Annotated in this window: 12 protein-coding genes; 5 read left to right on the forward strand and 7 right to left on the reverse strand. The window is 68.4% G+C overall.

All coding sequences use genetic code 11. The features are described from left to right. Positions 1-4 precede the first annotated feature (4 nt). Positions 5-892 (reverse strand): helix-turn-helix domain-containing protein, encoded by an 888-nt coding sequence (locus ACZ6D7_RS10790; protein ID WP_469486910.1) that lies wholly within the window; start codon positions 890-892, stop codon positions 5-7. A 646-nt stretch (positions 893-1,538) separates the two neighbouring features. On the opposite strand from ACZ6D7_RS10790, the gene ACZ6D7_RS10795 reads away from it, so the two are divergent. After that, on the forward strand, positions 1,539-2,417 hold the full coding sequence (locus ACZ6D7_RS10795) for a helix-turn-helix domain-containing protein (RefSeq protein ID WP_469486914.1): 879 nt from the start codon (positions 1,539-1,541) through the stop codon (positions 2,415-2,417). Further along, positions 2,414-2,599, forward strand: coding sequence for a DUF397 domain-containing protein (locus tag ACZ6D7_RS10800; RefSeq protein WP_469486916.1), 186 nt, complete (start codon positions 2,414-2,416; stop codon positions 2,597-2,599). The genes ACZ6D7_RS10795 and ACZ6D7_RS10800 overlap by 4 nt, the downstream gene beginning before the upstream one ends. Before the next feature lie 657 nt (positions 2,600-3,256). Here the strand turns inward: ACZ6D7_RS10800 and ACZ6D7_RS10805 are convergent. Next, on the reverse strand, positions 3,257-3,451 hold the full coding sequence (locus ACZ6D7_RS10805) for a hypothetical protein (protein ID WP_469486919.1): 195 nt from the start codon (positions 3,449-3,451) through the stop codon (positions 3,257-3,259). Between the two features lie 178 nt (positions 3,452-3,629). Between ACZ6D7_RS10805 and ACZ6D7_RS10810 the strand changes: the two genes are divergently transcribed. Beyond that, positions 3,630-5,810 (forward strand): S9 family peptidase, encoded by a 2,181-nt coding sequence (locus ACZ6D7_RS10810; RefSeq protein WP_469486922.1) that lies wholly within the window; start codon positions 3,630-3,632, stop codon positions 5,808-5,810. Between the two features lie 154 nt (positions 5,811-5,964). Here ACZ6D7_RS10810 and ACZ6D7_RS10815 read toward each other — a convergent pair whose 3' ends face one another. Genes ACZ6D7_RS10815 through ACZ6D7_RS10835 form a run of 5 tightly spaced genes read right to left on the reverse strand, consistent with a single transcriptional unit; the run spans position 5,965 to position 11,577 of the window. Further along, positions 5,965-7,017, reverse strand: a complete 1,053-nt coding sequence (locus ACZ6D7_RS10815; RefSeq protein ID WP_469486927.1) for an ABC transporter ATP-binding protein — start codon at positions 7,015-7,017, stop codon at positions 5,965-5,967. Next, entirely contained in the window at positions 7,007-7,984 is a 978-nt protein-coding gene (locus tag ACZ6D7_RS10820; RefSeq protein WP_469486931.1) for an ABC transporter ATP-binding protein, read from the reverse strand. The genes ACZ6D7_RS10815 and ACZ6D7_RS10820 overlap by 11 nt, the downstream gene beginning before the upstream one ends. Before the next feature lie 7 nt (positions 7,985-7,991). Next, complete coding sequence (locus ACZ6D7_RS10825) at positions 7,992-9,017, reverse strand: ABC transporter permease (protein ID WP_469486934.1); 1,026 nt, start codon at positions 9,015-9,017, stop codon at positions 7,992-7,994. Beyond that, positions 9,010-9,933 (reverse strand): ABC transporter permease, encoded by a 924-nt coding sequence (locus ACZ6D7_RS10830; RefSeq protein ID WP_469486936.1) that lies wholly within the window; start codon positions 9,931-9,933, stop codon positions 9,010-9,012. Before ACZ6D7_RS10830 ends, ACZ6D7_RS10825 begins: the two co-directional genes overlap by 8 nt. Before the next feature lie 6 nt (positions 9,934-9,939). After that, positions 9,940-11,577, reverse strand: a complete 1,638-nt coding sequence (locus ACZ6D7_RS10835) for a peptide ABC transporter substrate-binding protein (RefSeq protein WP_469486940.1) — start codon at positions 11,575-11,577, stop codon at positions 9,940-9,942. A 603-nt stretch (positions 11,578-12,180) separates the two neighbouring features. Here ACZ6D7_RS10835 and ACZ6D7_RS10840 point away from each other — a divergent pair. Further along, positions 12,181-13,170: an ABC transporter permease gene (locus ACZ6D7_RS10840; protein ID WP_469486943.1), complete on the forward strand. Its 990-nt coding sequence runs from the start codon at positions 12,181-12,183 to the stop codon at positions 13,168-13,170. Positions 13,171-13,253: 83 nt separating this feature from the next. Further along, positions 13,254-15,020, forward strand: coding sequence for an ABC transporter substrate-binding protein (locus tag ACZ6D7_RS10845; RefSeq protein WP_469486947.1), 1,767 nt, complete (start codon positions 13,254-13,256; stop codon positions 15,018-15,020). Positions 15,021-15,149 lie beyond the last annotated feature (129 nt).

A 15,149-nucleotide genomic window follows, 5' to 3' on the forward strand; every position in this document is an offset into this window, starting at 1 on the left:
GTCTTCAGACAGCCGCCGCCGACAGCGCCCGGCAGTCGCGGCAGCGGCCGCCCGGCTCGGGCGAGCGGAAGCCGCGGTCGCATCCGTCGCAGTTGCGGACGGGGTGCCGGACGGCCGGCGGCGGGGCGGCGGCAGAGGTCCGGAACGGCGGTGGGGGCGGCAGCAGCGCCGCGAGGCGGTGCGCCAGAAGGGCGGCGGGGCGGCGCGGACCCTCGGGCGGGAGGTCCGCGGTCAGGGCCTGGCGTACGGCGGCGGGGCTGACGTCCCGCTCCAGCCAGGCGGCGACACCGGGGGCGAGGTGGGCCGTGTCGCAGGCGGAGAGCAGGAGGCGGGGGTCGTGGCCGCGGAGACCGGCGAGGAGGTCGGTGGCCGCCTGAAGGAGGGCAGGGGCGGCGTACCCGGGGCGCGGGACGGCGGGGAGGGGCTTGCGGGGAGTGCGCCGCTTCGGCCTGTCAGGCACCTCGGGGGCGGGCCCGGCGGCAGCCGTACGGCGGTGATGGCCGGGCTGGTTGCAGGAGACCGTGCGAGTGACGATACGGCCGCCGGGGACGCGTTCGCGCTCGCGACGGAGGTAGCCGTGGGACTCCAGTTCGCGCAGGGCAGCGGCGATACGGGTCGCGCCCTCGGGGAAGCGGGCGGCGAGGGACTTGATGTCGACCTGGGCGCCCTTCGGCAGGGACTGGATGTGGACGCCGAGCCCGATCGCCAGGAGGGACAGCTCCTCGTGCTGGGCGAGGTGGTTGCCGATCACCGTGAAGCGGGTGGTGTGGCGGGCGTTGTCGTGGGTGAGGCCGCCGTGTCCGGAGCGGGCGGTCTGCCGCCGGATCGGGTGGTTGTCGGCGGCATGGCCTGACTGGGCGCGCGGGGGCACGCTAGGGTTCTGCGTACCCATCGGGAAGCTCCTACTTCCTCGGTGGTCAGGCCCTCGCACTGGGATTGCCGTCCCGGCGGGGGCCGTCGCATTTCTGCGGCTGTCGCGCTGAGACTAAGGCAGGCAACCCGGCCCAAATCCAGTGGAGTTGGGCATATTCACTCGCGGGAGTGAGTTTGGGCGACGGGCGGGAGGGGTGGGGCTTGGTCGGGTTCTTTCACCGTCGTAGTCCTTGGGAAAGAAGACCGCCCCTCGCACCGGAACACGAGAAGGCGGGTTCCGGTGGCACACGGACACCGTTCCTCATCGGGCACCACTCGCGATCATGTCGCCACGTGTAAGCACCGCTCAGCCCCCGTCTCACCGACCCCAGAAGACCGGCATCTCGTCATCCGCTCGTGACCATCTTCCGAGGCGGCCCAACAGGGGTGTTCAACGGTGCGTACGGGCTCGGCCATGCAGGAAGGAGCCAGATGCGTCAGAAACCTTCATCGGCGCCGGTTTCGTGGATTACGTCACGCAGAGTATCGACGCCTGCTTACCGTGAAAGTAACGACGCGACCACGCATGGTGACCGTCCAGGCTTTGTCCAGCGCTGCCCGGGCCGGTCGACGCGCTGCGAACGGGTGGGGCGTCGTTGCCAAGTCGTACGACGGGAGGGCGCGGAGTGAGTGTGGACAGTGTCGCGGGACGGCTCAGCACGGGCGAGGCGGACGAGCCGGGGTGGGAGGTGGACCCGGACGACGACTGGGGTATCGCGGTCGTCACCACCGTGGGACGGCAGTTGAAGCTGCGGCGGGAGGCGGTGGGGATGCGGGCGGCCGAGTTCGGTGAGGCCGTGGGATACGGGGAGGACATGGTCTACAAGATCGAGAGTGGGAAGCGGATCCCCCGGCCCGAGTATCTGGACCGGGCGGACGAGGTGTTGGGGGCGGGTGGGTTGCTCTCGGCGATGAAGGAGGACGTGGAGAAGGTCCGGTATCCGAAGAAGGTGCGGGACCTGGCCGACCTGGAAGCGAAGGCGGTCGAGTTGCTTTCGTACGGCAGCCATGCCCTGCACGGTCTGCTCCAGACACAGGAGTACGCGTGGGCGTTGCTGGGGACACGACGACCAGTCCCTCCGGAGGAGCAACTGGAGCAGGCGGTGGCGGCACGCATGGCCCGAAAAACGGTCTTCGACCGCTCACCCGGTCCTGAACTCAGCTTCGTGCTGGAAGAGATGACGCTCAGGCGGCCGGTCGGCGGCAAGATGGTGTGGCGAGGGCAGCTCGAACACCTGCTGGAGGTGGCACAGTTGCGGAACGTCGAAATTCAGGTGATGCCGATGGACCGCTGGGACCACCCTGGGACGGGAGGACGGATCCAGGTGCTGAAGTTCGGGGACGGCACGGCTGTCCGGCGCATGGACGACGAGTTCAACGGCCGCCCTGTCCACGACCCGAGGCAGCTCCGGATCCTCGAACTCCGCTATGGCATCATCCGGGCCGAGGCCCTGGCCGCACGGGAGTCAGTGGCCTTCATCAAACAACTACTGGGAGAGACATGATGCAGGACCTGGTGTGGTTCAAGAGCAGCTACAGCGACACCAGCAACCCGAGCGACTGCGTCGAAGTCGCCACCACCCCCGGCACCATCCACGTCCGCGACTCCAAGCACACCGCCGGCCCCCGCCTCCAGCTCTCGCCAAAGGCCTGGGCCGACTTCGTGCCGTACGCGTCCGAGGGCTGACGGTCTACTCGACCTCGGCCTCCGGTGCGTCGGCCCGTGAACGTCTTTCCGGCGCCCGCGGCCCCTGGATGAGGGCACGCGGCCGATCGGCCGCCAGAGAGTCCTCCAGGCCCGTGATGGCATCGACCTGTGCCATGCGCAGACCGTGGGTCTCCAGCAGCGGCTGGCTCGCACGGAGGGCCGCACGGAAGGGGGCGCGTCCGGTTCCTCATCGGCCCGCTTCATCCACGCGGCGACGGTCTAGATGAATGAGTCCGATCTAGGGGCGATGGAACAAGAAACCTCGGGAGCGGGCCTCGGGGTCGACCCGGTTCAGGAAGTACGTTTCCGCAGCCGTGCCGACGTAGCGGAACGCGAAGGGCTCCTCCCGGCGCCACACAGCCACCGCGTGCTCCTTGAGCACACCCGCCGCCGGTGGCGAGATGGCGAGACGGCGAGAAGGGGCTTACCCCTGGAGACGCCCGAAGTTGGGCGAGGCCTTCGCCAGCTCGCGCAGCCGATCGTCAGCGTTGTGTCCGTTCACGCGCCCCCGCTCCCGCCGTGCACTTGTCCCAGCTCCGTCAAGCTTACGGATCCGGATGCGGGGAAGGCGCGGATTATGGCGGCGAGGGGTGAGCCCCGGTCAACCACCCACCGGAGCCCCCGCGACGGCACGCGTCAGAACTTGATGCTGCCGATCATGCTCGCCACGCTGGTCGTCAGGTCGCTGATCGTCGGCGCGATCGTCGAGGACGCGAGGTAGAAGCCGAACAGGATGCAGACAACCGCGTGACCGCCCTTCAGGCCTGACTTCTTGATCAACAAGAAGACGATGATCGCCAGCAGCACCACCGCCGAAATCGAGAGTGCCACGGCGGCTCACCTCCAAGAACCCGGGAACGTGGGGGAAAACAGAGCGAGGGAACTTGTAAATCCATACAACTGCCAGCAGGTTCATACCCACACAGCGCTAGTGATCATAACTATGAGTGCGTGCGCATCTCTCGGCGCACGGCCGCACAAGGGGGCGCATGGCCAATATGGTCGGGGGATGACGACCGAGTCCGACTCCTTCCCCCGCCGGCACGCGCGCACCCAGCGTTTCACGCTCGGCGCGCCGCGTTCGTTCACGGTGGCTCCCGACGGCTCCCGGGTCGCGTTCCTGCGCTCCGGCTCCGGCACGGACCGTGCCAACTCCCTCTGGGTGCTCGACCCCGTGGACGGCACCGAGCGCCTGGCCGCCGACCCGCGCGCCCTCCTGGGCGGCGCCTCGGAGGACCTCTCGCCCGAGGAGCGGGCGCGCCGCGAACGCAGCCGCGAGGGGGGTGCGGGGATCGTCGGGTACGCCACCGACGAGGCCGTGGAGCTGGCGTCTTTCGCCTTGTCAGGGCGGCTTTTCACGGCCGAGCTGCGGGCCGGGACGGCGCGTGGACTGACCGTTCCGGGGCCGGTGATCGACCCCCGTCCGTCCCCCGACGGGCGGCTCGTCGCGTATGTCGCGGGGGGTGCGCTGCGGGTCGTTGGTGCCGAGGGCGAGGACGACCGGGCGGTGGCGGAGCCCGAGTCGGAGTCGGTTTCCTATGGATTGGCCGAGTTCATCGCGGCCGAGGAGATGGACCGTTCGCGGGGTTTCTGGTGGGCTCCGGAGTCGGACCGGCTGCTCGTCGCGCGCGTGGACGACACGCCGGTGGAGCGGTGGTGGATCTCCGATCCGGCCCAGCCGAAACGTGACCCACAACACGTGCCGTATCCGGCTGCCGGGACGGCCAACGCGGAGGTCCGGCTGTTCGTGTTCGGCCTGGACGGGGTGCGCACGGAGGTCGTCTGGGACCGGGCGCGCTACCCGTATCTGGCGCGAGTGCACTGGTCAGGGGCGGGGGCACCGCTGCTGCTCGTCCAGGCGCGCGATCAGCGAAGCCAGCTGTTCCTGGCCGTGGACACCGACACCGGGGCGACCCGGATGGTGCACGCCGACGAAGATCCGATTTGGCTGGATCTTTTCCCTGGGGTGCCGTGCTGGAGCCCCTCGGGACAGCTGGTGCGGATCGCCGACGAGGGGGGTGCCCGGGTCCTCGCGGTGGGCGAACGGCCGCTGACCGGAGCCCAGTTGCACGTGCGGGCGGTGCTGGACGTCACGGCGGACGACGTGCTGGTCGCGGCCTCGGCCGGCCAGGACGCGGAACGCCCGGAAATCGGCGAGGTGCACGTCTACCGGGTCAACGAACTGGGGGTCGAGCGCATCTCCCAGGAACCCGGCGTGCACGCGGCGGTGCGCGCCGGGGGCGTGACCGTGCTGGTGTCCTCGGTGCCGGACCGGCCGGGGAGCGTGGCGCGGGTCCTGCGGGACGGCGACCGCAGGGAGATGGGGGTCCCCCCGGCCGGAGGCTGGGGGACGGCGGCGACTGTCCGGTCGTACGCGGAAGATCCCGGTCTGTCCCCGCGCGTATCGCTCGTCGAGGGGGGCGCACGGCGGATCCCGTGCGCCGTGCTTATGCCTACGGACTACCCCGGTGACGCCTCGCAGCCCGCACAGCCCCTGCTGCCCGTCCTGCTCGACCCCTACGGCGGCCCCCACGGCCCCCGGGTGCTCGCCGCGCACAACGCGCACCTCACCTCGCAGTGGTTCGCCGACCAGGGCTTCGCGGTGGTGGTCGCCGACGGGCGGGGCACCCCGGGCCGCTCCCCCGCCTGGGAGAAGGCGATCCACCAGGACTTCACGGTCAGCCTGGACGACCAGATCGAGGCGCTCCAGGACCTCGCGAAGACCTACCCGCTGGACCTGACCCGGGTGGCGATCCGCGGCTGGTCCTACGGCGGCTGGCTGGCCGGCCTCGCGGTGCTGCGCCGCCCCGACGTCTTCCACGCGGGCATCGCGGGCGCCCCGGTGACCGACTGGCGGCTGTACGACACCCACTACACCGAGCGCTACCTCGGCGACCCGGCGGCCCATCCGGAGGCGTACGCGAGGAGTTCGCTCGTCACCGACGAGGGGCTCTCCGCACCCGCCGAGCCGCACCGGCCGCTGATGATCGTGCACGGCCTGGCCGACGACAACGTGGTGGTCGCGCACGCGCTGCGGCTGTCGTCCGCGCTGCTCTCCGCCGGCCGGCCGCACGAGGTGCTGCCGCTGTCCGGCGTCACGCACATGACCCCGCAGGAGCAGGTCGCGGAGAACCTGCTGCTGCTCCAGGTGGACTTCCTGAAGCGGTCGCTGGGGCTCGCCCGGCAGTGACGGGGGCAGGCAACGGGCCGGGGCGACATGGCGCGCCCCGGCCCGTTTACGGCACCCGCACGGCCGTACGCTGTACACCCTGACGCGTCCGTATATCGGAATCGGGTCGGTCAAGTTGCCTGCGTGTTAACGCATTTGCTGCGCGTTTGTGCCGTTATTCCCGCCCTTCCGGGTGATCGTCCGGCGGGACCACCCGCTTCTCCTCCGCGAAGTGACATGCCGAGTCGTGCGCCGCCGGCCCGCTCACATGCCGGAACACCTCCGGGACCGCGAGCAGCGGCACCTCCACCGCGCACCGCTCCTGGGCCTTCCAGCACCGGGTGCGGAAGCGGCAGCCGGAGGGGATGTTCGTCGGGGACGGGACGTCACCGGCGAGGATGATCCGCTCCCGGTGCTCGCGCGCCTCCGGGTCCGGCACCGGTACCGCGGAGAGCAGCGCCTGGGTGTAGGGGTGGGTGGGATGGTCGTAGATCTCGGCGTCCCGGCCGATCTCGACGATCCGTCCGAGGTACATCACCCCGACCCGGTCCGAGATGTGGCGGACGATCGACAGGTCGTGCGCGATGAAGAGGTACGACAGTTCGAACTCGGCCTGGAGCCGGTCGAGGAGGTTGATGACCTGGGCCTGGACGGAGACGTCCAGCGCCGACACCGGTTCGTCGGCGACGATCACCTCGGGGCGCAGGGCGAGGCCGCGGGCGATGCCGATGCGCTGGCGCTGGCCGCCGGAGAACTGGTGCGGGTAGCGGTTGACGTACTCGGGGTTGAGCCCGACGACGTCCAGCAGCTCCTGGACCCGCCTCCGCCGGTCGCCCTTGGGGGCCACCTCGGGGTGGATCTCGTAGGGCTCGCCGATGATGTCGCCGACCGTCATCCGGGGGTTGAGGGAGGTGTACGGGTCCTGGAAGACCATCTGGATGTTGCGGCGCACGGTTCGCAGGGCCTTGCCCGACAGCTGGGTGATGTCCTCGCCCTTGTAGCGGATCCGCCCTTCCGTCGGCCGCTCCAGGTTGACCAGCATCTTGGCGACCGTGGACTTGCCGCAGCCGGACTCGCCCACGATGCCGAGGGTCTCGCCGCGGCCGAGCGTGAAGTCGACGCCGTCGACGGCCTTCACCGACCCGACCTGCTTCTTGAAGAGGATGCCCTGGGTCAAGGGGTAGTGCTTGACCAGCCCGGTCACCTCCAGGATCGGCTCAGTCGTCATGCAGGCACTCCCTCCAGAAGTGGCAGGCGCTCCTGCGGTCGTCGGACACCTCGTACAGGGGCGGTACGTCCGTCCGGCAGACGTCCTGGGCCATCGGGCAGCGCGGGTTGAAGGCGCAGCCGGGCGGGATGTTCAACAGGTTGGGCGGCAGGCCCTTGATGGCGTAGAGCTCCTGGCCCTTCTGGTCGAGGCGGGGGATGGAGTCGAGCAGACCGCGGGTGTACGGGTGGGCCGGGGCCTTGTAGATGTCGTGGACGGGGGCCGACTCGACGATCCGGCCCGCGTACATCACCGCGATGCGGTCGGCGACGTCGGCGACCACGCCGAGGTCGTGGGTGATGAGGACGAGCCCCATGTGGTACTCGCGCTGGAGTTCCGCGAGCAGGTCCATGACCTGGGCCTGGACGGTGACGTCGAGGGCGGTGGTGGGCTCGTCGGCGATGATGAGGGCCGGTTCCAGGGCCAGCGCCATGGCGATCATGATGCGCTGGCGCATCCCGCCGGAGAACTGGTGCGGGTAGTCCTTGACCCGTTCCCGCGCGGCCGGGATGCGGACGTGGTCCATCAGCTCCACGGCCTTCGTCCGCGCGTCCTTGCGGGACATGCCCCGGTGCACCACGAACATCTCGCCGAGCTGGTCGCCGACGGAGAGCACGGGGTTCAGGGAGGACAGCGCGTCCTGGAAGATCATCGCCATCTCGGCGCCGCGGACCTTGCGCCGTTCGTCCTCCTTCAGCTTCAGCAGGTCGCGGCCCTGGAAGAGGATCTCGCCGCCGGTGATCCGCCCGGGCGGCATGTCGAGGATCCCCATGACCGCCTGCGCGGTGACGGACTTCCCGGACCCGGACTCCCCGAGCACCGCGAGGGTCTCCCCCTCGTCCACCGCGTAGCTCACCCCGTTGACCGCCTTGGCGATCCCGTCCCGCGTCCTGAACTCCACCTGGAGATCACGCACTTCGAGCAGCATCCGCCCCTCACCTCAGCTTCGGGTCGAGGGCGTCGCGGACCGCGTCGCCGAGCATGATGAACGCCAGGACGGTGACGGCCAGGGCGCCCGAGGGCCACAGGAGGGCGTGGGGGGCGTTGCGGATGTACGGGGAGGCGGCGGAGATGTCGATGCCCCAGGAGACGCTGGGTGGTTTGAGGCCGACGCCGAGGTAGGACAGGGTCGCCTCCAGGGCGATGTAGGTGCCGAGCGCGATGGTCGCCACGACGATCACGGGGGCGACGGCGTTCGGGGCGATGTGCCGCAGCAGGATCCGGGAGTGGGAGGCGCCGAGGGCGCGGGCCGCCTGGACGTAGTCGTTCTGCTTGGCGGTGATGACCGAGCCACGGGCGATACGGGAGATCTGGGGCCAGCCGAGCAGCACCATGAACCCGATGACCGGCCAGATCGTATTGCTGGTCACCACGGAGAGGAGGACCAGACCGCCGAGGACGACCGGGATCGCGAAGAAGATGTCGGTGATCCGGGACAGGACCGAGTCCCCGGCGCCCCCGAAGAAGCCGGCCAGACCGCCGAGCACGCTGCCGAGCAGGGCCACGCCGAGCGAGGCGCAGACGCCGACCGAGACGGACGTCCGGGCGCCGTAGACGGTGCGGGTGTAGACGTCGCAGCCCTGGCCGTCGAAGCCGAAGGGGTGGCCGGGCTGGGAGCCCTCCTGGGCCTTGGCGAGGTCGCACTGCAGGGGGCTCATCCAGGTGATGGCCCCGGGCCACAGGGAGATGAAGACCAGGAAGAGGATGATCAGGCCGGAGATGATGAAGACGGGGTTGCGGCGCAGGTCGCGCCACGCGTCGGACCAGAGGGACCGCGGCTTCTCCGTGGGGCCCGCGCCCCAGGATCCGCTCGGGGTCTTCTCCAGCGTCTCCCCCTCCGACGTGGCCAGGTCCATCGCGCCGCCCGCGCCCGTGTCGGCGATGACGCCCTCCTCCGGGGTGCGGGCCGGGCCCGGCAGATGCGGCTGCGGAAGGCGCGGCTCCGGGGTCGGCTCAGGCATAGCGGATCCTCGGGTCGAGTACGGCGTAGAGGAGGTCGACGAGCAGGTTGGCGACCAGGAAGACCAGGACGAGGACGGTCACGAAGCCGACCACCGTCTGGGTGTTCTGCCGGAGGATGCCCTGGTAGAGCTGGTAGCCGACGCCGTGGATGTTGAAGATGCGCTCGGTGACGATCGCGCCGCCCATCAGGGCGCCGATGTCGGTGCCGATGAAGGTGACCACGGGGATGAGGGAGTTGCGCAGCAGGTGCCGGGTGACGACCCGGTGGTGCGGCAGGCCCTTGGCGACGGCGGTACGGACGTAGTCGGACCGTTTGTTCTCCGCGATGGAGGTCCGGGTGAGGCGGGTGACGTAGGCGAGGGAGACCGAGGCCAGCACCAGACCGGGCACGATCAGCTCGCCGAAGGTGGCGTCGGTGGAGACCGACGGCTTGATCCACCCCCACTCGACGCCGAGCAGCAGCTGGAGCAGCAGACCGGTGACGAAGGTGGGGACGGAGATCACCACGAGGGTGAGCACGAGGACGCCGGTGTCCACGGGGCGGCCCCGCTTGAGGCCCGTGACGACGCCCAGGGTGATGCCGATGACGATCTCGAAGAAGATGGCGACGATCGTCAGCCGGATGGTGACCGGGAACGCCGACGCCATCAGCTCGGTGACCGGCTGGCCGTTGAACGCCGTACCGAAGTCTCCGGTGAAGACGTTCCCCATGTAGGTCAGGTACTGCTGCCAGACGGGCTTGTCGAGGCCGAACTCCTTCTCCAGCTGGGCGGCGGTCGCCGGGTCGCACTCCCGGTCGCCGCACAGGCCCGCGATGGGGTCGCCCATCACGTTCACCATCAGGAAGATCAGCAGCGTGGCCCCGATGAACACCGGGATCATCTGGAGCAGCCGCCGGATCACATACCGCCCCATGGCGGGTCAGCTGACCTTGATCTCTTCGTAGACCGGGACGGAGAACGGGTTGAGCCGGACGTCCGAGAGGCGCTCCGAGTAGCCGGCGCTGCCGTTCTGGTACCAGAGCGGGATGGCGGCCATGTTGTCCCGGACGACCTCCTCGGCCTGCTGGAAGGTCTCGACGGCCTGGGCGGTGTCGGTCTCGGCGTTGGCCTGGTCGACGAGCTTGTCGAAGTCCTCGTTGGACCACTTGCCGTCGTTGGAGGAGGCGTTGGTGTAGTAGAGCGGCTGGAGGAAGTTCTGGATGAGCGGGTAGTCCATCTGCCAGCCCGCGCGGAACGGGCCGCTCATCTTCCGGTCGCTGATCTGGGCGCGGAAGTCGGCGAAGGTGCCGACGGGGTTGCCGACGCAGGCTGTCTCGTTGTCGAGGGCGTTGTTGATGGAGTTGCAGACCGCGTCGACCCACTGTTTGTGGGATCCGGTGTCCGCGTTGTATGTGATCTTGACCTGTCCGCCGGGCAGGCCGCCGCCCTCCTGGATGAGCTTCTTGGCCTCCTCCGGGTCGTAGTCGCAGGCGTCCCCGCACAGGCCTTCCTTGAAGCCGCCTTCCACGCCGAGCACCGGGGAGGTCCAGTCGGTGGCGGGGGTGCGGGTGTCCTGGAAGATCGTCTTGGTGATCTGCTCGCGGTCGATCGCCCGGGAGAGTCCGGTGCGGACCTTGTCGGAGCCGCTCTTGTTCCAGTCCGGGTCGTAGAAGGGGAAGGCCAGGGTCTGGATGATGCCGGCGGGGGTGTTGAGGTAGCGGTCGCCGAGGTCGTTCTTGACGTTCTTGAGCTGGGCGGCGGGCACGTCGTCGACCAGATCGAGGTTGCCGGCCATGAGGTCGGTGTAGGCGGTGTTGTTGTCGGTGTAGACCTTCAGGGTCACGCCGCCGTTCTGCGCCTTGTCCTCACCGGGGTAGCCGTCCCACTTCTTCAGGACCATCTGGGAGCCCTTGGTGTAGGAGTCGATCGTGTACGGCCCGTTTCCGACAGGTTTCTGGAGCCAGCCCGCGTGGTCGGTGAAGAAGGTCTGGGGCAGCGGGGCGAAGGCGGGGTAGCCGAGGGTGTCGGGGAACGTCGAGAACTTCTGCTTGAGCTTGACGGTGAAGGTCATCTCGTCGACGACCTTCAGTCCGGAGAGAGTGTCGGCGCTCTGTGCACTGCCGTCGTCCGGGTGGGTCTTGGTGTAGCCGTCGATGTACTCGAAGAAGTACGCGTTCTTCTGGCCGTTCTTCAGGCTGGCGCCGTAGTTCCAGGCGTCGACGAACGACTGGGCCGTCACTTTCTCGCCATTGCTGAACGTCCAGCCGTCCTTGACGGTGATGGTGAAGTTCTGCGAGTCGGTGGTGTCGATCTTCTCGGCGAGCCAGTCCTCGGCCTGGCCGCTCTCCGGGTTGTACCGCTTGAGGCTGCGGAAGATCATGCTGAGTACCTTGCCGCCCTGCACCTCGTTGGTGTTGGCCGGCTCCAGCGGGTTCTGCGGGTCCCCCCAGGAGGAGCTGAGCGTCGCGCCACCGGCATCGCCACCGCCGCCACTGTCGCCCCCGCCCCCGCAGGCCGTCGCCACGAGGGCGACCGCCGCCGCGCATGCGGCCCACTTGGCGTGCGTGGCTCCACGCATGGATGCCTCCTCTTGCTTGCTCTTTACCTGAGCGCCGGGCCGACCGGACCGAAGCACTGATCCTTTACCGGTCAATATCGAGGCAATAGGCCCATACCGCATGCGCACCGCGCCCGTTCGGCGTCCGTTCGACGGCCGTTGGAGGGACATGAGCGGAGTGGCGCGAAAGTGATCGACTCCGGATGCAACTTGCTGCTGGGGGGTCGAAAAGGATCTTCTTCGCAGGTCACAATGGATCTTGGGTGCCGGATGCAACGGATCACCGGCATCCGATGCGGAACCGTTGGATTGTGACCCCGAGATGTACGCATTCCGACACTGAGGCGTCCGCATATCGAACTCGTTGCCCGTTTTGCCCAGTTGGTCCGAGTTCGGACACGGAACGATTACGGCGCGCTACACGCGTAGCTACGGTACGGTCAAGCAGGGGTAAAGAAGGTAAAGAGAAGACCAAGGGAGACCAGAATTTATTGACCTTGAACGAATTGCGTTGAAAAAGTCCCGCGTAGCCCGTAGGGGAGTGCCCTGCGGAGTCATCAGACCCTCCCTTGGGCCAGGAGCACCATGACCCCCCCAACTCCATCAGCGGCTGCCCCGCTTGAGGTGACCGACGAGAGCGTCGAGAAGTCGACCACTTCTGACGCCCCGAAGGCCAACGAGAGCCGCTCCCCCGGGCAGCTCGCTTGGCGCAGGTTCAAGCGGGACCGTACGGGCGTCATATCGGCGTTCATCGTGATCTTCTTCTTTGTGATCGCGTTGGCGGCGCCGCTCATCGCGAGCCTGTACGGCAAGGACCCGTACACCACCTACGGGCTCAACACGCCGGGCCTGCTCGGCGACAACAGTTACCCGGTGAAGCCCAACGGCGGCATCGACGGCGAGTTCTGGTTCGGCATCGAGCCCGGCCTCGGCCGTGACGTGTTCACGTTCCTGCTCTACGCGATCCGCAACTCGCTGCTGATCGCCACCGCCATCACGCTGCTCGTGGTGATCATCGGTGTCGTGCTCGGCGTCACCGCCGGCTACGTGGGCGGCAAGACGGACTGGTTCATCGGCCGGGTCATCGACATCCTGCTGGCCTTCCCGTCGCAGCTGTTCTTCGTCGCCTTCACGCCCGTGGTGCTCGCTCTCTTCGTCGCGCCCGACGAGAACACGCCGATGTGGCTGACGGTCGGCTCCCTCATCCTGCTGCTCACCGTCTTCGGCTGGGCCTCCATCGCCCGACTGCTGCGTGGCCAGGTACTCGCCCTGCGCGAGCGGGAGTTCGTCGAGGCCGCCAAGGTCACGGGAGCGTCTCCGGCACGCATCATCTTCAAGGAACTGCTGCCCAACCTGTGGACTCCGATCCTCATTCAGGCGACGCTCAACCTGCCGCTGATGGTCACCACGGAAGCGGGTCTCGCGTTCCTCGGCGTCGGCATCAAGGATCCGACCCCCGACTGGGGCGTCATGATCGGACGCGCCGCCCAGGTCTACCAGGACGACATCACCTTCCTGCTCTTCCCGGGCCTGGCCATGGTGATCTTCGTACTGGCGTTCAACCTCCTCGGCGACTCGGTGCGCGACGCGCTCGACCCGAAGACCAAGCGCTGACTCCGGCCCTTTCAGAACCACGGCAAAGGCGCCGGGGTGCCGGAACCCTCTCTCTCATCACTCTCACTCCAAGGCAGGATGCGATGTCCTTCTCGCGCAGAAACTTCCTGATAGCCACCGGTGTGGCCGCCGCCGCGGGCTCCGTGCTGACCGCGTGCAGCAGCGGTGACTCCAGCAGCAACACCGGTTCCGGTGGCAAGCAGGAGGCCGCCAAGGCCAACGCGACCACGGTGAAGATCGGTACGGCCGAGGACTCCAAGGGTCCGGCCCCCGAGGTCTCCGGCGCGAAGAAGGGTGGCACCGTCTACCTGCTGAACGACGACGACTTCTCGCACCTCGACCCGCAGCGCATCTACTACGCCTGGAACTCGCTCGCGGCGATCGTCCTCTCCCGCACCCTGACCGGCTACAAGGTCGCGGACGACGGCTCGATGACCCTGGTCGGCGACCTCGCCACCGACACGGGCACCATGAAGGACGGCGGCAAGACCTGGTCCTTCACGCTGAAGGACGGCGTCAAGTGGGAGGACGGCTCCGACGTCACCGTCGACGACGTCCGCCACGGCTTCGAGCGCGCTTTCGCCAGCTTCATCACCGAGGGCGCCAACTACGTCCAGCAGTGGCTGACGGGCAGCGCCGAGTACCGCAAGGCCTACCCCGGCCCGTACGGCAACAAGCACCTGAAGTCCATCGAGACCAGCGGCAAGACCATCACCTTCCGCCTCTCCGAGGCGCGCCCCGACTTCAACTACGTGGTCGCGATGCACACCTACGCGCCCACCCCGGTGAAGAAGGACACCAAGGAGAAGTACGACAAGAAGCCGGTCTCCAACGGTCCTTACAAGGTCCAGTCGCACACCACCGACAAGGCGATGGTCCTGGTCCGCAACACCAACTGGGACGCGGCCACCGACCCGATCCGCAATGCCTACCCGGACACCTTCCAGTTCAGCTTCGGCATCGAGCAGCTGACGGCCATCGACCGTCTGCTGGCCGACACGGGCAACGACCAGTACGCCGTCAGCTGGCGCACCATCCCGCAGGAGCGCGTCCAGAAGGCGCAGACCGAGGCCAAGGACCGCGTGTTCTCGGCCCTGGGCAGCGGCGTCAGCTGCTACTGGATCAACACCTCCCGCGTCACGGACAAGGCTGTCCGCGAAGCCCTCATCAAGGCCTGGCCGACCGCCGCGATCCGTCAGCTGCAGGGTGGTTCGGTCCGCGGTGACTACGCGACCGGCATCATGAGCCCGCTCGTCGCCGGCTACGAGTCGCAGGACGTCTGGGGCAAGCTGAAGAACCCGGCGGGCGACCCGGCGGCCGCGAAGAAGATCCTGGAGAAGGCCGGCAAGTCCGGTGCCAAGGTCGTCTACGCCTACCAGCAGGACGACACCCAGTCGAAGATCACCGTCGTCATCGAGAACGCCCTGAAGGCGGCCGGCTTCGACGTCGTGACCAAGCCGGTCGACTCCACCACCTGGTACGACCAGATCGGCAAGCTGGACAACCCGTTCGACATCTACTGGGGCGGCTGGTCCTCCGACTGGCCGACCGGCTACTCGGTCTTCGACCCGCTGTTCGCCAGCAAGAACGTCGTCGACCAGGGCCAGAACTACTCGCACCTGAAGGACCCGGCGGTCGACGCGGCGATCAAGGCCGCCACCGCCGAGCCCGACCAGGACAAGGCCAACAAGATGTGGGCCGCCCTGGACAAGCAGGTCACCGAGACCGGCGCCTTCATCCCCGACGTGTACATGAAGCGCATCTACATGCACGGCTCCAAGCTCGGCAACGTGAAGATGGACCCGAACTTCGACGGCTGCATGCTCTACAAGCTGTACGTCAAGTCCTGATCCACACCTGAGAGGTGGGGGGGGCCCCGGGGGCGCCCCCCCCCCCGCCCTTCCCCCCCCGCCCCCCGTCCCCCCCGCCCCGGCCCCACCCCCCCAAAGGCACCCCAGTAAAAGAAACCCCCCCCCTTC

Source organism: Streptomyces sp. NPDC041784 (assembly GCF_055591025.1).

Excerpts from the sequence above, each read along its gene's own strand:
- ACZ6D7_RS10790 (WP_469486910.1), bottom strand. The coding sequence starts at position 892 with ATGGGTACGCAGAACCCTAGCGTGCCCCCGCGCGCCCAGTCAGGCCAT.
- ACZ6D7_RS10800 (WP_469486916.1), top strand. The coding sequence starts at position 2,414 with ATGATGCAGGACCTGGTGTGGTTCAAGAGCAGCTACAGCGACACCAGC.
- ACZ6D7_RS10810 (WP_469486922.1), top strand. The coding sequence starts at position 3,630 with ATGACGACCGAGTCCGACTCCTTCCCCCGCCGGCACGCGCGCACCCAG.
- ACZ6D7_RS10815 (WP_469486927.1), bottom strand. The coding sequence starts at position 7,017 with ATGACGACTGAGCCGATCCTGGAGGTGACCGGGCTGGTCAAGCACTAC.
- ACZ6D7_RS10820 (WP_469486931.1), bottom strand. The coding sequence starts at position 7,984 with ATGCTGCTCGAAGTGCGTGATCTCCAGGTGGAGTTCAGGACGCGGGAC.
- ACZ6D7_RS10825 (WP_469486934.1), bottom strand. The coding sequence starts at position 9,017 with ATGCCTGAGCCGACCCCGGAGCCGCGCCTTCCGCAGCCGCATCTGCCG.
- ACZ6D7_RS10830 (WP_469486936.1), bottom strand. The coding sequence starts at position 9,933 with ATGGGGCGGTATGTGATCCGGCGGCTGCTCCAGATGATCCCGGTGTTC.
- ACZ6D7_RS10835 (WP_469486940.1), bottom strand. The coding sequence starts at position 11,577 with ATGCGTGGAGCCACGCACGCCAAGTGGGCCGCATGCGCGGCGGCGGTC.
- ACZ6D7_RS10845 (WP_469486947.1), top strand. The coding sequence starts at position 13,254 with ATGTCCTTCTCGCGCAGAAACTTCCTGATAGCCACCGGTGTGGCCGCC.